23 protein-coding genes are annotated in these 17510 nt (G+C 56.0%); 21 read left to right on the top strand and 2 right to left on the bottom strand.

What is annotated here, in order from left to right; translation table 11 throughout:
* The first annotated feature begins 100 nt into the window (after window positions 1–100).
* The 10 genes from HRQ60_RS14335 (at window position 101) to HRQ60_RS14380 (ending at window position 8139) form a co-directional block, all read left to right on the top strand.
* Window positions 101–2308: an alpha-galactosidase gene (locus tag HRQ60_RS14335; protein WP_172196541.1), complete on the top strand. Its 2208-nt coding sequence runs from the start codon at window positions 101–103 to the stop codon at window positions 2306–2308.
* Between the two features lie 410 nt (window positions 2309–2718).
* Entirely contained in the window at window positions 2719–3513 is a 795-nt protein-coding gene (locus tag HRQ60_RS14340; RefSeq protein ID WP_172196543.1) for a metallophosphoesterase family protein, read from the top strand.
* A 41-nt stretch (window positions 3514–3554) separates the two neighbouring features.
* On the top strand, window positions 3555–4166 hold the full coding sequence (locus HRQ60_RS14345) for a histidine phosphatase family protein (RefSeq protein WP_172196545.1): 612 nt from the start codon (window positions 3555–3557) through the stop codon (window positions 4164–4166).
* Between the two features lie 60 nt (window positions 4167–4226).
* Window positions 4227–4775 carry a GrpB family protein gene (locus HRQ60_RS14350; protein ID WP_172196547.1) on the top strand — a complete coding sequence of 183 codons (549 nt, stop codon included), beginning with the start codon at window positions 4227–4229 and terminating at the stop codon, window positions 4773–4775.
* A 72-nt stretch (window positions 4776–4847) separates the two neighbouring features.
* Window positions 4848–5114, top strand: coding sequence for a hypothetical protein (locus HRQ60_RS14355; RefSeq protein ID WP_172196549.1), 267 nt, complete (start codon window positions 4848–4850; stop codon window positions 5112–5114).
* A gap of 6 nt (window positions 5115–5120) precedes the next feature.
* A complete protein-coding gene (locus HRQ60_RS14360) occupies window positions 5121–5549 on the top strand; it encodes a hypothetical protein (protein ID WP_172196551.1) in 429 nt (142 codons plus the stop codon).
* A gap of 106 nt (window positions 5550–5655) precedes the next feature.
* Complete coding sequence (locus HRQ60_RS14365; RefSeq protein ID WP_172196553.1) at window positions 5656–6414, top strand: hypothetical protein; 759 nt, start codon at window positions 5656–5658, stop codon at window positions 6412–6414.
* Window positions 6415–6446: 32 nt separating this feature from the next.
* Window positions 6447–6812, top strand: a complete 366-nt coding sequence (locus HRQ60_RS14370; RefSeq protein ID WP_172196555.1) for a glyoxalase superfamily protein — start codon at window positions 6447–6449, stop codon at window positions 6810–6812.
* Between the two features lie 112 nt (window positions 6813–6924).
* Window positions 6925–7494: a hypothetical protein gene (locus HRQ60_RS14375; RefSeq protein ID WP_172196557.1), complete on the top strand. Its 570-nt coding sequence runs from the start codon at window positions 6925–6927 to the stop codon at window positions 7492–7494.
* 156 nt (window positions 7495–7650) lie between these two features.
* Complete coding sequence (locus tag HRQ60_RS14380; protein ID WP_172196559.1) at window positions 7651–8139, top strand: cysteine hydrolase family protein; 489 nt, start codon at window positions 7651–7653, stop codon at window positions 8137–8139.
* On the opposite strand, the gene HRQ60_RS14385 is transcribed toward HRQ60_RS14380, so the two are convergent.
* Complete coding sequence (locus HRQ60_RS14385; protein WP_343044697.1) at window positions 8136–9041, bottom strand: helix-turn-helix domain-containing protein; 906 nt, start codon at window positions 9039–9041, stop codon at window positions 8136–8138. The two genes, HRQ60_RS14380 and HRQ60_RS14385, sit on opposite strands and share 4 nt — an antisense overlap.
* 254 nt (window positions 9042–9295) lie before the next feature.
* On the opposite strand from HRQ60_RS14385, the gene HRQ60_RS14390 reads away from it, so the two are divergent.
* From HRQ60_RS14390 to HRQ60_RS14445, 11 genes are all read left to right on the top strand, one after another.
* Window positions 9296–11983 (top strand): alpha-L-rhamnosidase, encoded by a 2688-nt coding sequence (locus tag HRQ60_RS14390; protein ID WP_172196561.1) that lies wholly within the window; start codon window positions 9296–9298, stop codon window positions 11981–11983.
* Between the two features lie 125 nt (window positions 11984–12108).
* Window positions 12109–12549: a VOC family protein gene (locus HRQ60_RS14395; RefSeq protein WP_172196563.1), complete on the top strand. Its 441-nt coding sequence runs from the start codon at window positions 12109–12111 to the stop codon at window positions 12547–12549.
* A 16-nt stretch (window positions 12550–12565) separates the two neighbouring features.
* Entirely contained in the window at window positions 12566–13231 is a 666-nt protein-coding gene (locus HRQ60_RS14400) for a hypothetical protein (RefSeq protein WP_172196565.1), read from the top strand.
* Window positions 13228–13383 carry a hypothetical protein gene (locus HRQ60_RS14405; protein WP_172196567.1) on the top strand — a complete coding sequence of 52 codons (156 nt, stop codon included), beginning with the start codon at window positions 13228–13230 and terminating at the stop codon, window positions 13381–13383. The genes HRQ60_RS14400 and HRQ60_RS14405 overlap by 4 nt, the downstream gene beginning before the upstream one ends.
* Window positions 13384–13494: 111 nt before the next feature.
* Window positions 13495–13713 carry a HEAT repeat domain-containing protein gene (locus HRQ60_RS14410; RefSeq protein WP_172196569.1) on the top strand — a complete coding sequence of 73 codons (219 nt, stop codon included), beginning with the start codon at window positions 13495–13497 and terminating at the stop codon, window positions 13711–13713.
* A 27-nt stretch (window positions 13714–13740) separates the two neighbouring features.
* Window positions 13741–14052 (top strand): hypothetical protein, encoded by a 312-nt coding sequence (locus HRQ60_RS14415; protein ID WP_172196571.1) that lies wholly within the window; start codon window positions 13741–13743, stop codon window positions 14050–14052.
* 66 nt (window positions 14053–14118) lie between these two features.
* Window positions 14119–14481 (top strand): hypothetical protein, encoded by a 363-nt coding sequence (locus tag HRQ60_RS14420; protein WP_172196573.1) that lies wholly within the window; start codon window positions 14119–14121, stop codon window positions 14479–14481.
* Window positions 14478–15440, top strand: a complete 963-nt coding sequence (locus HRQ60_RS23485) for a GNAT family N-acetyltransferase (protein WP_216671595.1) — start codon at window positions 14478–14480, stop codon at window positions 15438–15440. The genes HRQ60_RS14420 and HRQ60_RS23485 overlap by 4 nt, the downstream gene beginning before the upstream one ends.
* Before the next feature lie 150 nt (window positions 15441–15590).
* On the top strand, window positions 15591–16004 hold the full coding sequence (locus HRQ60_RS14435; protein ID WP_172196575.1) for a hypothetical protein: 414 nt from the start codon (window positions 15591–15593) through the stop codon (window positions 16002–16004).
* A 15-nt stretch (window positions 16005–16019) separates the two neighbouring features.
* On the top strand, window positions 16020–16247 hold the full coding sequence (locus HRQ60_RS14440; RefSeq protein ID WP_172196577.1) for a hypothetical protein: 228 nt from the start codon (window positions 16020–16022) through the stop codon (window positions 16245–16247).
* Between the two features lie 45 nt (window positions 16248–16292).
* On the top strand, window positions 16293–16874 hold the full coding sequence (locus HRQ60_RS14445; RefSeq protein ID WP_172196579.1) for a GNAT family N-acetyltransferase: 582 nt from the start codon (window positions 16293–16295) through the stop codon (window positions 16872–16874).
* Window positions 16875–16939: 65 nt separating this feature from the next.
* Here the strand turns inward: HRQ60_RS14445 and HRQ60_RS14450 are convergent, their stop codons facing one another.
* Complete coding sequence (locus HRQ60_RS14450) at window positions 16940–17506, bottom strand: shikimate kinase (RefSeq protein ID WP_172196704.1); 567 nt, start codon at window positions 17504–17506, stop codon at window positions 16940–16942.
* Between the last annotated feature and the right edge of the window lie 4 nt (window positions 17507–17510).

Genomic DNA, 17510 nt, shown 5'->3' on the forward strand with positions numbered 1-17510 from the left:
GCTCTCGCCACGGGCGGCCGGTCAGGTTTAACGCTCGGCAGACCGCGCGTCTCCGATCCGTCTTGCAAACGTTACCGACAACCGAAACGGAGGATTTCCTTTGCCTATTTTCTACAATTCCGAAGCTCAAACGTTCCATCTGCAGTCGGCTGCATCCAGTTACGTTATTCAGTTGGTGGAGTCGACGCATCTCGCACATATCTACTGGGGACCCAAGCTGTTGCAGGAAGCGTTCGGACGCCGCCTGCATTCGATCGAGCGCTGTTCGTTCAGTCCGAACCTGAGCGCCGAAGCGCCGAGTGTCTCGCTCGATACGCTGCCGCAGGAATATCCGGCTTACGGCAGCGGCGACTTCCGCGAACCGGCCTTTGAAGCCCGTTACGCGAACGGCTCGACGGTCAGCCGCCTCGCCTACGAACGCCATGAGATTCTCTCGGGCAAGCCGAAGCTTGCGGGCTTGCCCGCCACGTACATCGAAAACGACGCCGAAGCCGATACGCTGCAGATCCATCTGCGCGACGAGCTGACCGGACTGCGCGCCGTTCTAAGCTACACCGTGTTCCATGAGCTTGACGCGATCACGCGGTCTGTGCGTTTCGTGAACGAAGGACAGGAGACCGCTGCGCTTGGCCGTGCGCTGAGCGCAAGCGTGGACTTCGATCACAGCGAGTTCGAGTTGCTGCAGCTCTCGGGTTCATGGACGCGCGAACGCCATATCCACAAGCGCGAACTGGTGCCGGGCATCCACCGGATCGACAGCAAGCGCGGATCGAGCAGTCACAACCAGAACCCGTTTATCGCGCTGCTGGCCAAAGACTCGGGCGAAGATTTCGGCGAAGTGTACGGATTCAGCCTCGTGTACAGCGGTGGATTCCTCGGCCAGGCCGAAGTGGATTCGTTCGGCTCGACGCGCGTCCAACTCGGCGTCCAACCGTTCGATTTCGAATGGAGACTCGAAGCGGGCGAGACGTTCCAGACGCCGGAAGCGGTCATGGTCCGTTCGTCGGAAGGACTCGGCGGCATGTCGCGCACGTACCACAAGCTGTACCGCACCCGGCTCAGCCGCGGCGAGTTCCGCGACAAAGCGCGTCCGATTCTCGTTAACAACTGGGAAGCGACGTATTTCGATTTCAACGGGGACAAGATCAAGGAGATCGCGGCGGCCGGCCAGGACCTCGGCATCGAGCTGTTCGTGCTCGACGACGGCTGGTTCGGCAAGCGCGACAGCGACGACAGCTCGCTCGGCGACTGGTTTGAAGATTCCCGCAAACTTCCCGGCGGCTTGGCGAAGCTTGCGAGCGACATCACGGCGACGGGCATGGAATTCGGTCTCTGGTTCGAACCGGAAATGGTCTCGCCGAACAGCGAACTGTACCGCAATCACCCGGACTGGTGCCTGCATGTGCCGAACCGCAGCCGCACCGAAGCGCGCCGCCAGCTGATCCTCGACCTGTCGCGTCAGGACGTGTGCGATTATATCGTCGATTCCGTCTCGAAAGTGCTGGAATCCGCGCCGATCACGTACGTCAAATGGGACATGAACCGTAACATGACGGAGATCGGCTCCGAACTGCTGGCGCCGAACCGCCAGCGCGAGACGGCGCACCGCTACATGCTCGGTCTGTACGGCGTACTGGAACGCATCGTGTCGCGCTTCCCGCATATCCTGTTCGAGAGCTGCTCGGGCGGCGGCGGACGTTTCGATCCGGGCATGCTCTATTACATGCCGCAGACATGGACGAGCGACGACAGCGACGCGGTGGAACGTCTCAAGATCCAATACGGCACCAGCATCGTCTATCCGGCGAGCAGCATGGGCGCGCACGTATCGGCCGTGCCGAACCATCAGGTCGGCCGCATCACGCCGCTTGAAATGCGCGGACACGTCGCCATGAGCGGCAACTTCGGCTACGAACTGGATCTGACCAAGTTCACCGAAGAAGAGAAGACGGAAGTGAAAGCGCAGGTGCAGCAGTACAAAGAACTGCGCGATTTGATTCAGTTCGGCGACTTCTACCGGATCAAAAGCCCGTTCGAAGGCAACGATACGGCGTGGGCTTACGTGTCGGAAGACCGCTCGCAGGCGTTCGCCGCCTACTTCCGCGTGCTGGGCGAACCTTACGCGCCACTGCGCCGCCTGAAGCTCAAAGGACTCGACCCGAACAAACGCTACAGCGTCGAAGGCCGTCTTGGCCAAGGCGAGAGCGGCAGCGTGTACGGAGGCGACGAGCTGATGCACTTCGGACTGTCGCTGCCGATGCTGGATGGCGATTTCAAGAGCGTGCTGTATGTGATTAAGGAAGTATAGATTCGGACCCTTTGTCGAAACGGCATCAAATAAACAGATCGTCTTCAGAACATTCCGTCGGGAACCCAACTTCCCGGCGGGATTTTTCGTTTGTTCAGGTGGGAGCCGACAGTGAGAGAAATAGCTGCGAGAAAGCCGTTATTTCGCTTTTCTAGCCCCCTTCGGCGCAAATAGCTGCGTACGAACCTTTATTTGCTCGATGTCACTCAATCTTGTGTTCTTTTGCGCCAAATAACGGTTGTGCGGCAGTTATTTCACTTTTTGACGAAAATGTATCCCGAATAAGGGTTCTCCTGCAGTTATTTTCGCCGACTGCCCTGGAACTCTCTTCCCAGCCTGCCTTGACCTGCTTAGGAAGCATGGATAGGTCATGGCGTTTCTAATTTATCGACGAAATGAGGGGATTTCAAATGGAGCACAAGTATCCCGGTTCGGACCTGCTGGACAGCAGGAGCGATCGGATAGCGACCTCGATTGCGGTCATCTCGGATATTCACGGCAATGCGCCGGCGCTGCTAGCGGTGTTGGACGATATTTCCCGGCGGGGCATCGATACGATTATAAATCTGGGAGACAGCCTGTTCGGTCCAATCGATCCCGTCGGTACGGCGGAGCTGCTGATGGGCGATTCCCGCATCCTGTCGATCCAGGGCAACTGCGACGAGATTCTGCTGCAACCAAGCGCCGATTCGGAGACGTTCACTTTTGTGAAGCCGCGGCTGACTCCCCGTATGCTGGAATGGATTCGGAGTTTTCCGGCAACCCGTACGTTCGACAATCTTTTTTTCTGTCATGGAACACCGGAAGCGAACGACCGTTATCTGCTGGAAAAAGTAACGGAGGAAGGCGTCCGCTTGAAAAGTTCCGCGGAGCTTGCGAGCGAACTTGCGGGCATCGATCATGATTATATTTTTTGCGGGCACAGCCATGTATTCCGAACGGAAAAGCTGCCGGATGGCCGGACGATCGTCAACGTGGGCAGTGTCGGACTTCCAGCTTACGAAGACGAGCTTCCTTTCCCGCATGTGATGGAATCCGGTTTGCCGGATGCCGATTACGCGAGTCTTGAACGGCGCCCCGACGGAAGCTGGGAGGTTCGGCCTATCGCGGTTCCGTATGATTTCGAAAGTGCCGCCGTATTGGCGGAGCGCGCGGGCAGAGCGGATTATGCTTTTGCGATCCGAACGGGCAGGGCGCTGCGATAAGCGGCACCCCAGCATCAAACAGCATGAGGGAGGAGAATAACATGAACATTTACCTGGTCAGGCACGGGATGGATGAAGAAGGTTACCGTGGAGGCTGGAGCCGGCGAGGATTGACTGACGAGGGACTTCTCCAATCTCGGAAGCTCGGCGAGTTTCTGCGCGATCATTCGGAAACGTACGGCATTCGTACCTTGATAGCCAGCGATCTGCCGAGAGCAGCCGAAACCGCGCGGCAAATCGGACAGAAAACAGGGCTGGGCTGCGTGTATGCGCAAGAGTGGCGGGAGATGAACAACGGCGATCTGGCCGGCATGCCGAATCCCGAAGCGGAAGCGAAATACCGGGGTCTTTATTTCAATACACTAGAGATGGACAGTCCGTATCCGGGAGGAGAGACGCCGGCGCATTTTCAGGAACGGATTCTCCGGGCTTTAGGAGAGCTGTGCGGCCGGATCGAAAAAGGCGAGATAGAAGCAAACGTTCTGCTCGTCACACACGGCGGTGTCATCAATATTTTGTATTACGCGCTTAAAGGACAGGAATGGACAAATCGCGCCGCATTTTACCCGATTGACCAGACTGCCGTACATACGGTAACGAAAACGGATGAAGGCTGGAAAATAACGGAGGAAAACGTTCTGCCGTACGACTGAATATCTACTGGAGAACGGAATGTATCTGATCCGTCTGCAGAATGAAGAGGAGGACAGGCTGTGAAAGAATCCGTTATTGTCGTACCCTACGACGCAAACTGGCCAAGTCAGTTCCAAGAAATCGCCGGAAGACTCCGTCAATCGCTCGGCGACCGGGCGCTGCGGATCGACCATATCGGTTCGACGGCGGTGCCCGGACTCGACGCCAAGCCGGTGATCGATATCCAGATCTCCGTGCCCGCGCTCGAACCGATGATCTATGCAGCGGCGATCGAATCGACCGGATACGTTCACCGCGCAGACAATCCCGATCGAACCAAACGTTATTTTCGCGAAAAAGAAGGACAGCCGAGGACCCATATCCATGTGCGCGAAGCAGGCAGTTGGTCCGAGCAGACGGCGCTGCTGTTTCGGGATTTTTTGAGGGAAAGCGGCGAGTATCGCAAACTGTATGCCTCGGAAAAATGTGCGCTGGCTCAACGTTATTCCCGGCCCGACCAGCGGCATCTGTACGTGGACGGCAAAGATCCGATCGTCTGGCGAATCCTGTACGCAGCGAGCAAATGGAGTCAAACGGCAGGGTGGAAGCCAGGCGAAAGCGATCGGTGAATCCCCCTTTTTCTTCTTTATAAGGAACTTTGGAGATGTTTTTTCGTAATTCCTTTAAAAAGGGGAGATTTTATGGAAGGCATTCTGCTGCTTGTGTTATTCGTCGTCAACGTCCCGTTGGTTGGTCTGCTATCGCGGATTTTGTTTCGGGACAGCAAAGATATGGAGCAGGCGGTCAAAGATACGTATCGCCCCGGCTGGTCTTGGAGGCACACGGTCAATGAATCTCAAGTGATGCTGATGGTTGCCCTTTGCGCAATCGCTATCGTAGGTGAATACGTTCTAATTATGCGTCTGTTCGATTGGATAGGGATTACGGAATGGCCAAATGGGAGCTGATGCAGCATGAACCGCAAAAAGAAATTCGGTCTTGCAGCCGCAGCCTTCGCTTTACTGGCGGCTCTTTACGGACTGACTTATATTCCGCAGCATGTCGTTCGCCTCAATCCGGATCAGATCGACGAGATTCTCGTATTTAATGGATACATCGGCCGACAGGTCAAGATTACGGATCAAGCGGAGATTAGGCAGACGGTTGAGCAGTTGAACGGCGTCACTTTTCAAAAAGGCAAAAGTTCGCTTGGGTATATGGGCTTTGGGCTGAGACTGGAGTTCCGGGATCAAGCGGGGAAGAAGATCAACGCGCTGATCATCAACCGGGAGTACTTGCTGCGTTATCGGGGCTTTTTTTATACGGCGGTAAAAGGCAAGATGCCTTACGATGAGCTGCTGCATAAGTTCGACAAGCCGCTGCAAGCGCCACATGCTCCGTAAGCCCAGCTGCCAAAGTTGACTTGCCTATCCCCGCCCTCTAGCATAGAAAGCAGATGCAAGCGCAAAGCCGTACCAACTACCTTTGACGCAGCTGGGAGGGATCGGGATGATCAATCATATGACCACGCTTGGTTTTCATATGCAGGAAGAAGAAGATTTTTTGAAATTGGCGGATTACGCTTACAAGAACGGTACGCCGATCCAGACGCCGCAGGGCGCTTATGTTCGGCTTCAGGCCGGAGGCGGAGCGGAACTGTGGCTTCAGCTGGACCGCGAACAGGTGGCGATCGGGATGCATCCGCATTTTACGGGAGCCGGACTGATGCAAGTGGGAATCGAAGGCGAACTTCGGCGGGAAGAAGCGAACGAGCTGGACGGAACGTTCTATGCCTGGGCCGGAGCGGAAGCCGGGCGTCCGGGCGAAGGGCTGTATGCGTTTCTGTTCGACCTGCCGGATCGGGACGTCTACGGAGCACTGACGACGCCGATGATCCGGTCCGTGCAGCTGTCGGCGTTCGCGCATGAGCTGACGGTGTTCTCGAACGAAGCGGATTATTATTCGTATCAGTTGGAACGGTCTTCGGGTGGGTTGGTTCTGCAAACGGAGACGTTCGTATCGACGGGATTAAACGACCAGGGCGGCGAACCCGGCTCGACGGCCGCTTTTACCGGAAGGGTACTGCGGGCCGGCTGGATCAAGAACGAGATGAGCGAAACGTATTTTCATTGGGCACTGGTCCGTACGCTGGGCGGGGATATCGACGTGGTTGCGGACGAACGGTTGGTCGGCGGACGCGAGATTCGGGAAGGCGATATTCTGACCGGGTCTTTTTGGCTCAGCGGGCGGTTGGTGGAAGAAGCCTGACGTTCCGTAAGAGGGAAAAAGGAGTGAAAAGGATGGAAATGACCGGAATCATTCCGATTCTGCGCATCTTTGACGAAGAGAAAGCCCGAGAGTTCTATCTCGACTATCTCGGATTCTCTGTCGACTGGGAACATCGTTTCGAGCCGGGGCTGCCGCTGTATATTCAGGTGTCGAGAGGAGCGGTCGTGCTGCACCTGTCCGGACACCACGGAGACTGCACGCCCGGCTCGGCGATTCGGATCGCGGCGACCGATGTCGGAGAGCTGCACCGCGAATTGACGGCGAAGCCGTATCCCTTTCTCAAACCGGGCGTGGAACACATGCCGTGGGGCGGGCCCGAGCTTGCGCTGACCGACCCGTTCGGCAGCCGGATTATTTTCTGCGAGTCCAAAAGTTGAATACGCATACCGGAGGATCGTCCAGCCGCTTACCACCGACCTGGAAACGATCGGCGGCAGCTCGAATCGGAGTGGCGGCTTCTCAAAATCCACTGTAAAGGAGTGATCATCCATGACCACACCTTCAGCTGAAAACGGTCATTCCGCGCCGCACAGCCTGGAACAGCAGATCACGAAACTGCGTGAGTTGGGTATCGGTTTCCAATCTTCGGATGAGGATCTGCTGGAAAACTTGACGGAATATAATGGCGCAGCCTATTACGAAGAAGAGCCTTACGTGAGACTGCTGGTAGAGTTGGGATACGGCTTGTCGCCGAATGTCTGGACGTTCGATATCGAATGTGTAGAAAGTGAAAGCACGTATGAAAAGTATATGGCGAAGATGATCGGGTTGGCCGGCGGAAAGATTGCAATTGAGGATCTGCAGGGCAAATTCGATGCTGACGCACCGCGTACGGAAATTTCGTTCACCTACAACGGCGCCCGGCACGAACTGAGAGCCGAGAACAATGGAGACTGGTTCGACGTCGATGTATTGCATCAGATCGCCGTTATCGTGCATGACAAAGACCACATGTTCGTTCATGCCTGGGAAGACCAGCAGGTGACGGTGATATTTTGCAAGCGGAAAGTGGAGAGAGACTTGCACGAGCTGATGAATCATTTGCTTATGCCCTTGTGATCGAACCCACAGCGGCATGATATCCGTCCCGACCATGGATAATGGCAAATACGCGAACAGCGCTTCGCTCATATTAGGGATGCCGGAAGTCCGGAAGAGCTGGACACCCTGCCCGCCAAAGCATACGTAAAACTTAAAAACGGAGGAATAAGGGTTATGAAAATCGCTCTTTTGATTATTGATATGCAAATTGTCCATTTGGAAGGCGTACCGCAGTCCAAAATCGACAAGGTATGCGAATATATCAACCATGTCTCTCACGTTATGCGCACGGCCGGTCATCCGGTTATCCATATTCAGGATATCGAAGGCATGACGGAAGAGACGGAAAGCAGCTATCGGACAATCGAAGAGATTGTATTCGAATCTCCCGATCAAGCCGTATCCAAACAATATTCGAATGCGTTCTGGCAGACCAAGTTGGAAGAAACGCTTGCGCAGCAGGGCGTCGAACGCGTCATCCTGGCCGGATTCGCGGTCGAGCACTGCGTGCAGTTTACGTATAACGGTGCGGTCGAACGCGGCTTCACTCCGGTTCTGCTGCAGAATGCGATCCTCAGCCGTCACGACGATGCAGTCGCCGCCGCTTACCGGGACCGCAATCTGATCTCGTATCCGGTGGTAGAATGGTTGGCGAGAAGTTAGCCGTTCCGACGATAAACCATCGGCGTAACGCCGGTCTTGCGCTTGAACAGCCGATAGAAAAACTTCAAATCGCCATAGCCGACAGCCGCCGCGATCTCCGCAATCCCCATGTTCGACGAGGAGAGGAGATCGCAGGCGGCTTCGACGCGTGTATTTTGCAAAAAGGTCGAGAAGTTCAGCCCGGTCTGCCGCACGAACAGACGGCTGAACTGGCGTTCGCTCAGCCCGGCCTGCCGCGCCAGTTCGCCGAGCGTCAGCGTGTCCGCATACCTCTGTTCGATCTCCTGCAGTGCCTGCCCGATCGAAGCTTCGGCCGAACGGCTGCGGGTATGCCCGAACCATGCCGCCGCGGCCTTATCGGAATCTTCACCCGCACGGCTTGCGGATTCTTCGACGCGCTGGCGATACAGCTCGACCAGAATACGGATCACGAGTGCGGTCAGTACCGCTTCGCAGCCCGGCTGCCGTGCCGTATACTCCCGGTACAATGACTTGAACCAGCCGTGGAATTCGCCGGAATCCCGCAGCTTGAACCAGGCGCTGCCGGGTTCGCGGAACCGGGCGAGCAGCGGCGCGGTATCCGGGAATAGACGCTCCAGATGCAGCAAATAGTCGGTCGGAAAAATACAGTTATAGACGATCAGCTCGCGGCCGCGTCCCGGCGCCGCAGGGCGGAACACATGCGAGACGCCAACCGGAATGAAAAAGACATCGCCCCGCGATACCCGCATATTGTGTTCGCCGATATAATGCACGCCCGCTCCTTCGCAGACATAGGTCAGCTCGACGAAATCGTGCGTATGTTCCAGCATATCGAACGACTCCGCCGCCCTGTTGACGTAAATCGGCAGTTCTTCTTCAAAAAAATACGTGCCCAACAACCGATCCACGCTTCGCCGCACTTTTTCTCCTCCTTCGCTGTCTGCCGCTATCCTATTTCTCGCTGCCGCTTGGACGAACCTTTTTCGGCAGTCTTTTTCCCTGTTGAATCGAGCTTAATCGCTGGGATCCTCCTTGTCCAGATCGGCCTATGGATTCGTCCGAATCGGCCTCTTCTTCTTGCGGCGAACCGATTTACAATGAAGAAGAAAAGCCACGGGAGTCGGAACACGAACCCCAGGTTCCACTATACGATCGATCGGGAGGAATACGGCTTATGCGTTCAACCAAGGTGACCGAACTGCGCTGCGAGTATCTGCAAGATCCGCTGGGAATGACTGTCCGCCGTCCGCGTCTGGGCTGGAAACTGCTGACGGATCGAAGAAACGTGCTTCAAACGGCTTACCGGATTCAGGTATCGGCCGACGATCCGTCTTTTGCCGAAGACCGGTTGGTCTGGGACAGTGGTAAGGTGGAGTCGGACGAGAGTACTCATGTACCGTATGCGGGCGAGGAACTGGAATCGGTGACGCACTATCTGTACCGGGTGCGGATCTGGGACGAGCGGGGCGAAGAATCGCCCTGGAGCGAGACCGCCTGTTGGGAGACGGGTCTGCTGGACTCCGGCGAATGGCGGGCGCAGTGGATTACGCCGACGGAGAAGGTGATCGATCCTGCGGCGCCGGAAGCTTTTTATCTGCGCGGAGAATTTGAGACGAACGGGCAAAAGGTGAGCCGGGCCACGCTGTTTGCGACCGCGCTTGGTCTGTATGAACTGGAACTGGACGGCAGCCGAGTCGGCGACAGCCTGTTCACGCCCGGTTGGACCCGCTACGATCGCCGTCTCCAGGTGCAGGCGTACGACGTGACGCAGCAGCTGAGCGGCGCGGGCGGCGAACCGCATGTGCTCGGCGCGGCGCTTGCGGACGGCTGGTACAAAGGCCGGCTCGGCTGGGAAGGCCGCCGCGACATCTATGGAGACCGGCGCGCGCTGCTGCTGGAGCTGCATATCCGGTACGAAGACGGGACGCGGCAGGTGATTGCGTCGGACGAATCGTGGCGCGCCAGCGCGAACGGACCGATACGCATGTCCGGCCTGTACGAAGGCGAGACGTACGACGCTTCGCTCGAAATGCCCGGCTGGAGCGGCCACGGCTTCGACGCTGCGGACTGGCATCCCGTCTCGGCGCTGGAACACCCGATGGACACGCTGGTCGGCGAGCAGAGCGAGCAGGTCCAAGTCACGGAGAAGATCGCGCCGGTATCGCTGATCGTCACGCCTGCGGGAGAAACGGTGCTGGATCTGGGACAAAATATGGTCGGCCGCATGGCGTTTACGGTGCAGGCGCCTGCTGGCACTACGCTTACGCTGCATCACGCCGAAGTGCTGGACCGGGAAGGGAACTTTTATACCGGCAATCTGCGTACCGCCGCGCAGGAAGTGACGTATGTCTGCCGGGGCGGCGGCGCGGAGACCTATCGGCCTTCTTTTACCTTCCAGGGTTTCCGGTATGTCCGTCTGACCGGCTTCCCGGAAGCGATTAACCTGCATGACTTCGTCGGGGAAGTCATCCATACGAATATGCGCCCTACCGGATCGTTCGAATGCTCGAATCCGCTGATTAATCGGCTGCAGCGCAATATCGTCTGGGGCCAGCGCGGCAACTTCCTCGATATTCCGACCGATTGTCCGCAGCGCGACGAGCGGCTTGGCTGGACGGGGGACGCGCAGGTGTTTATCCGTACATCGGCGTTCAATTACGGCGTTGCGCCCTTTTTCACCAAATGGCTCAAAGATCTGGCGGCCGAGCAGCTGCCGAGCGGAGGCGTGCCGTTCGTCGTACCGAATATTCTAGGCGAAGGCTCGCATTCCTCGGCGGCCTGGGGCGACGCGGCGGTTATTTGTCCGTGGACGATCTATCTCTGCTACGGCGACCGGCGTATACTGGACGAACAGTACGACAGCATGACCGCTTGGGTCGAATACATTCGCGCCCAGGGAGACGACGAGCTGCTGTGGAATACGGGCTTTCATTTCGGCGACTGGCTCGCGCTGGATGCCAAGGAGAACAGTTATATCGGCGCGACGCCGCGGGATCTGATCTGCACCGCCTTTTTCGCGTATTCGACTTCGCTGGTTGCGAAAACGGCAGCCATTCTCGGCAAAGAAGAAGATGCGCGCAAATACGGTGAGCTGCATGGGCGGATCGTCCAGGCTTTTGCCGACGAATTCCTGACCCCGCGCGGCCGGCTGGCCGGACACACCCAGACGGCGCATGTGCTGGCGCTTACGTTCGATCTGGTCGAAGGTGAGACCAAGCGGCGGCTGGCGGATACGCTGGCCAAATACGTACGCGAGCAGCAGATGCACCTGACGACCGGCTTCGTCGGAACGCCTTATCTGTGCCAGGTTCTGTCCGAGAACGGTCATCACGACGTCGCCGTGCAGCTCGTTCTTCAGGAAGAATATCCGTCGTGGCTGTATTCGGTCAATCAGGGGGCGACGACGATCTGGGAGCATTGGGACGGCATCAAGCCGGACGGTTCGTTCTGGAGCGACGATATGAATTCGTACAACCATTACGCGTACGGCGCGATCGGCGACTGGCTGTATCGCACCGTGGCGGGACTAGATACGGACGAGGCGGCTCCCGGCTGCAAACGGATCAAGCTGCACCCGAACCCGGAGTCCGGTTTGAGGCATGCCCGCGCACAGTATGACTCGCTGTACGGGACCATCGTCAGCGGCTGGGCCAAGCGTGAAGACGGCAGCGTCATGTACGAATTCGAACTTCCGCCGAATACGACGGCCGAAGTCCGGCTGCCGTATTCTTCCGGTCAGGTAGTGCGGATCGACGAACGCGAGGCGAGCGAAGCTGCAGGGCCGGAAGCGGTCCGCATGGAAGGTGGCAGCGTTATACTGGAACTTGGATCGGGCCGTTATGCGGTCCGGGTCGGTGTCTGAATAGAAAAACAGGGTCCGGAAAACGGCTCGCCGCAGACTGCGGGGGGCCGTTTTCTTTGGGTATAAAAAAGGATGGAGGCTTGCGGAAGCGAATGAATAAAGAGGATCGAAAGGGGAGAACAAACATGAATCAATCCATCGTACATATCGCGCTTGTCGTGAACGACTACGACGAAGCGATCGAATTTTATACGCAAAAACTGCATTTTACGCTGGTGGAGGATCTGTATCAGCCGGAGCAGGACAAACGCTGGGTCGTCGTGGCCCCGCCGGGATCGACAGGCACCACGGTGCTGCTGGCACGCGCTTCGAAGCCTGAACAGGAGCCTTTTGTCGGCAATCAAGCCGGGGGGCGGGTGTTCCTGTTTCTGAATACGGACGATTTCTGGCGAGATTACGAGGACATGAAGCGAAGCGGCATCGAATTCGTACGCGAGCCCAAGGAAGATTCATATGGCACGGTTGCCGTATTCAAAGACCTGTACGGCAATCTGTGGGATCTGCTGCAGTTGAAAGAAGATCATCCGGTGATGCGGCGCATGAAGGAATCTCAAGATCGGACTTAAGCGAAGGAGCGGTAGGATGCCTACTTACTTTATCATCAGCTTTAATTTCGGCTTTCCCGAATTTCGGGGAGAGATTGTGCGCGGATTTTACGAAAAGACCTTTGCGGTTTACCCTTTTCGAAGCGGCTATGGCCAAGGCGGCGAGTGCGACCCGGCGGCCGAAATCGTGGAGTCGAATGTGCAGAATGCGAAAGATACCGTTAACCCGGAGTGCGATCCTCGCTTTCGGGAGAGTTCCAAGCAAATGCTGCTTCAGTCCGACGTCTTTAAACACCTTCGGTTGTATTGGAGCGATTATAACCAAGAATTGGAGGCCGTTCTGCTGACTCCGGAATACGAGATTTTCGTCGACGAAGACGCCCCGACGATCTTGGAGATGGAGTTCAGGGAAGATCGACTGCGCTCGCTGATCGATTTTTGTGTTCGAATCTGGGCCGAGATGCCCGTCGTCTTGATCCAGAGCAGTCTGGAAAACGGAGGCCCGTCTTCGCTTAAGCAAATTGCCAGTGGCGGTACACCGCAGATGTATCCGTTTGTTCTCGCAGGTTCGGAATTGGCAGAGAAAGTCCAATCGGCTCGCCCGTCGGTCGAATCGTCGCAGGCTGCCAAACGCGGGGTGCTGATGATCGATCGCAGTATGTTTCCGGAATACCGAAATCCACAATCGGACCATACGATATGAGCGAAAAAGAAACCCCACCGAACCTGACTACCGTCCGATATGATGAGCGGCAGACCGAAATCGTCGAAAGCGGCGCGGAAGCAATCGAAGCCTGTCTGCGGGATTCCGACGATGCCGGGCGCCGGAGTCTACTCTTCTGCCTGGATAAATAACTGGACCCGTATTTCGGATATGAGCTGCCATATGCCGAAGAAATTTTCGGAATTTTACAACGGGAAGTGCTGCGGAAGCGTTCAATCCATGTCAAGGAAGACGCGTACGAGTTGATGAGGCTGTATTCGGGTAGACGTTTGGAACAGCTCGCAGAGCGGATCGGCGAGGTTGAACCGCAGATGCTGCGCGAAGCGCTGGATACGCTTGGCTGTACGTTCAATCCCGAATATGCGCCGATTGTCGAACGTTTTCTCGAACATGAAGATCCCGTGATTCGAAGCACCGCTCGCGAGGCGTCGGAGAACTGCCGGGCAGGCAAAGGGTTATAACGAAGGGTTTCAGAGGAGGTGAGATTCATGAGTTTGATTTATCTGATTGGCCTGACGTTACTTGGACTGCTGCTTATGTTATTCCTCCCGCAGTATATCGGTATCTATCTGGTTCTGGCTGTTATTTTCGCTTTCAGTATTCTGAATGCGCGCCGTACCCGCGAACTTCATGCCGGGATGGAAGAGATTCGCCGGCACTTAGGATTGATGGGCAAGGCCGAAGCGGAAAACTACGATCTCGAGCGGGAAATCGACGGGGCGAACCGTCTCAGCGATGAGGAGCGCGAAGCGATGGATCGCCGCACGGAAGCACAGTTGAAACGGGAGACGGATTCCTGACAGACTTTGCTCTCCGCCCGAGCGTCCGGCCCTCGAAACTTATCTGAAGCCAAAGGGAGGCCAATCATGAGATTGTATACGAACCGTCGGCTCCAGCTTGGGCTGGCGATCTTGTATCCGCTGCTGCTGGGGCTGTTTCTGACTGCTTTTTCGTCCGCTTTTTGGGTGACGACCTTAATTACGATGCTTGTCTACTGCGCTCTCTGGAAAAACATCGGATACGTCCTGTTCTCCAATGCGCTGCTGCTTGTCATGTCTGCGCTGCTCTGGGTGACCGAACGGGATTATATGCACATGGGCAGTGTGGAAGAAACGCGGGAATGGCTGCCTTTTGCCTATATCCTGTACGGTGTGATGTGTCTGATTCCGCCGCTGATTCTGGTCCCGCTGCGGAATTTTCTGCTTAGAATGGAGGATCGCCGCCGATGAGCTACACTTTTCAAGGATTTATAGGTTCGGAAGAATCGTTAAAAACAGCGGGAGTCCGACTCCGACAGGCAAAAGTCGTTGCGTTGTCCGGCGGCTTGGCCGTGCTTCCGCTCGACAAAGATCTACAGAAAGGGATCAACGCCGGCGCAGAACCGCTGCGGGAAGGCTGGGATTCCCTGACCGGCAGGATCGAAGCCTTCGGCCACAATCTGTCGAAAAAGACAAAGAGCCGAATCGTTTACGCGGAGGCCGATTATTTTGGCGGTTGGGGCGATCAGTCTTCTGTCGTGTGGGAGAACGGGGAAGAGCTGCTGCACGCTGTCCGGGCGGACAAAGCGATCAATCAGGCGCTGCGGCTGCTGGGCGTACAATGCGCGGAAGAGGAAGTCGACGAATTCGACACGGTCGGTCTGGGGCGGCACCGCCGGATCGAAGGATGGCTCACAGACGAGAACCACGCGCTTGGCGTTCTGCGCACGATCGACGTACGGAATTATCCGGGTCGGACCGACGAAGCGGCGGCGTATATAGGGGGTCAATGGGGCAGCGAATCCAACCAGTCTTTTTACCGGGATTGTATCGAGCGTTCCTGTGACACCGACTCCGATCTGCCGCGATTTTTTCTGCTGACGAATGAAGAGGATGAATCGGTCGTCGGTTCGTACGCGCTGCTGCGCAGCGATTTGAACAGTCGGCAGGATCTGAGCCCTTGGCTGGCCTGCCTCTATATCGAACCCGATTGGCGCAGCCGCGGACTCGGCGCAGAGCTGCTCGAGCACGCGATCCACGAAGTGCGGACCCAAGGATACCGAAGTTTGTATCTGTGTACCGATCTTGACGGCTACTACGAAAGGTACAATTGGATCCATATCGGCAGAGGATACGAGATCGACGGCGCGGAAACCCGGATTTACGAGTATCGAATAGAACCGCAGAGTGACGAACGGGAGCCTGATTGATGTGATGTTTTGAAGCTGCCTATCTCTGCGTAATGAAAAAAGGAACTAAAAAGAAAAATGGATAAATATTGAACCCACTTGCTTGGCAGCTGCGTATATTCCCCTGTAAGTTTGGAAAGTGAAAAACTCAGAACAAATACAGGGGGATTTATGATGAAAAAAGGATTGTGGATCGGGTTGGCGGTCTGTTCATTGGCAGTCATGACGGCATGTGGAAATGAAGCGAAAGAGACGGCCGCAGCTCCTACGGAGTCAGCGGTGACACAGCAGGCGGCGCAGGTCGAAAAGCCTGAAGCGGAAGCGGCAGTCGAAACCGCAGCCGAACAAACCGAGCCGAGCGATATGTCTGAAGAACCGCAAACATTCACCGATGCGGATAAACAGCTTGTAATAGATTATGTAGACCAGGTGGAACCTACGATAGACGTAGCTCAATCCACAATGATTAATCTCTCCCAATCGATTTTGGCTTGGCAAAACTACGAGATTGAGGATGAGGATCTGCGCAAGTCTTTGGTTTCGTCAAACACTGCTTTTACTCTGTTGGAATACGAGGCTTCTTGAATAGAAGTTCCAGATTTGGAGTATGCCCCCTTATACGAAGCACTCTCCGAGGTGCATGAAATGCTCTTGGATATGGGTGTAAAAGGACGCCAAGGCGTCGACTTATTTATTGAGGCTCTCGATACGCAGGAGCAGGCGGCGCTCGACAAAGCTTATGATGAAGCTTTTGTGTCTTTTGAGAGTTACGAGGGACGCATGGAACCTATTTTGAAAGATGTGCAGCGCATGGTTGATGCAAGGTAGCAGGCAGCCAATCAAAGTCTCTTTTGAACAGGAGGACGTGGGATCATGAACCTAATCTTATTCCAAAAAGACGGGATTGCCCTGCGAACGCACACCTTGGAAGATGCGCCGCTGCTGCTGCGGTGGCTGACTGATCCGGCGGTGCTGGAATGGTACGAAGGCCGGGACAATCTGTATGATGCAGAGCGGATTAAGGAAGACTTCTACGAAGAATCGGAGAATGAGACGAAGGGCCTCATTATGTACGAAGAACGCGCAATCGGGTATATACAGTTTTATTTGCTGGAAGACGAAGAACGCGAAGACTATGGATATGCAGAAAGTCCGGATCGAATATACGGGATGGATCAATTTATCGGCGAGACCGACTGCTGGAACCAAGGCATCGGGACGCGGGTGATTGCGGCCGTGGCGGACTATCTGTTTGAGGAAGGCGGAACCTACAAGCTGGTCATGGACCCTCAGGTTCGGAACGAGCGGGCCCTGCGGGTCTACGAGAAAAACGGATTTGTTCGAGTCAAACGGATGGAGCGCAGAGAAATGCACGAAGGCGAACTGCGGGACTGTTGGCTGATCGAGAAAAACCGTCCGCAGGCGCAGCAGTCCTCTCGAGAGCATCCATCCTAAACGGGAACCGATTATACCAAAAGACGGAAAGCACTCAAATGTGCTTTCCGCTTTTGGGTTGAGCCTTATCCTTCACGCGTCCAGCCGGCCTTAATCTGCTGCGCCATGGCTTCCGCGATCTGCTCGGGCGTCTGCGCATCGACCGCTATCGTATGATGGTTGTCGGCGTAGACGAGCTTGCGGCTGGCGAACATCTCTTCCACTTCGGCCAGCGATTTGCTTTGCAGGATCGGACGGGTATCGATCAAGGCTTCAAAGCGGTCCAGCCAGGAATCCCAGCTCAAGTCGAGATGATACACGATCCCGCTCGACAAGCAGGCTTCCCGGATCGCTTCCTGCATGAAAGAACCTCCGCCGAGCGATACGACTTTCTCGCGCTCGCTGCGGCACAGTTTGGTCAGGTACTCTTTTTCCATCTGCCGAAAAGCGGGTTCACCCATCGTCTTGAAGATTTCCGTGACCGGCATGCCGTGCAGCTCTTCGATTTCGTGGTCGGCGTCGAGAAATTCCCGTCCGAGCTTCTCCGCCAGCAGTTGACCGATCGTTGTTTTGCCTGCGCCCATGAAGCCGATCAGGATGATGTTTTTTTCGCGAACAGGGATCTTGGAAGAGAGGGGAAGGTTGGACTGCATCATG

Origin of the sequence: Saccharibacillus qingshengii (assembly GCF_013185195.1) — a bacterium.
In the GTDB taxonomy this organism is placed as follows: Bacteria; Bacillota; Bacilli; order Paenibacillales; family Paenibacillaceae; genus Saccharibacillus; species Saccharibacillus qingshengii.

Excerpts from the sequence above, each read along its gene's own strand:
- HRQ60_RS14355 (WP_172196549.1), top strand. The coding sequence starts at position 4,848 with ATGGAAGGCATTCTGCTGCTTGTGTTATTCGTCGTCAACGTCCCGTTG.
- HRQ60_RS14365 (WP_172196553.1), top strand. The coding sequence starts at position 5,656 with ATGATCAATCATATGACCACGCTTGGTTTTCATATGCAGGAAGAAGAA.
- HRQ60_RS14405 (WP_172196567.1), top strand. The coding sequence starts at position 13,228 with ATGAGCGAAAAAGAAACCCCACCGAACCTGACTACCGTCCGATATGAT.
- HRQ60_RS14340 (WP_172196543.1), top strand. The coding sequence starts at position 2,719 with ATGGAGCACAAGTATCCCGGTTCGGACCTGCTGGACAGCAGGAGCGAT.
- HRQ60_RS14415 (WP_172196571.1), top strand. The coding sequence starts at position 13,741 with ATGAGTTTGATTTATCTGATTGGCCTGACGTTACTTGGACTGCTGCTT.
- HRQ60_RS14435 (WP_172196575.1), top strand. The coding sequence starts at position 15,591 with ATGATGAAAAAAGGATTGTGGATCGGGTTGGCGGTCTGTTCATTGGCA.
- HRQ60_RS14395 (WP_172196563.1), top strand. The coding sequence starts at position 12,109 with ATGAATCAATCCATCGTACATATCGCGCTTGTCGTGAACGACTACGAC.
- HRQ60_RS14390 (WP_172196561.1), top strand. The coding sequence starts at position 9,296 with ATGCGTTCAACCAAGGTGACCGAACTGCGCTGCGAGTATCTGCAAGAT.
- HRQ60_RS23485 (WP_216671595.1), top strand. The coding sequence starts at position 14,478 with ATGAGCTACACTTTTCAAGGATTTATAGGTTCGGAAGAATCGTTAAAA.
- HRQ60_RS14375 (WP_172196557.1), top strand. The coding sequence starts at position 6,925 with ATGACCACACCTTCAGCTGAAAACGGTCATTCCGCGCCGCACAGCCTG.
- HRQ60_RS14445 (WP_172196579.1), top strand. The coding sequence starts at position 16,293 with ATGAACCTAATCTTATTCCAAAAAGACGGGATTGCCCTGCGAACGCAC.
- HRQ60_RS14450 (WP_172196704.1), bottom strand. The coding sequence starts at position 17,506 with ATGCAGTCCAACCTTCCCCTCTCTTCCAAGATCCCTGTTCGCGAAAAA.
- HRQ60_RS14370 (WP_172196555.1), top strand. The coding sequence starts at position 6,447 with ATGGAAATGACCGGAATCATTCCGATTCTGCGCATCTTTGACGAAGAG.
- HRQ60_RS14400 (WP_172196565.1), top strand. The coding sequence starts at position 12,566 with ATGCCTACTTACTTTATCATCAGCTTTAATTTCGGCTTTCCCGAATTT.
- HRQ60_RS14420 (WP_172196573.1), top strand. The coding sequence starts at position 14,119 with ATGAGATTGTATACGAACCGTCGGCTCCAGCTTGGGCTGGCGATCTTG.
- HRQ60_RS14345 (WP_172196545.1), top strand. The coding sequence starts at position 3,555 with ATGAACATTTACCTGGTCAGGCACGGGATGGATGAAGAAGGTTACCGT.
- HRQ60_RS14380 (WP_172196559.1), top strand. The coding sequence starts at position 7,651 with ATGAAAATCGCTCTTTTGATTATTGATATGCAAATTGTCCATTTGGAA.
- HRQ60_RS14360 (WP_172196551.1), top strand. The coding sequence starts at position 5,121 with ATGAACCGCAAAAAGAAATTCGGTCTTGCAGCCGCAGCCTTCGCTTTA.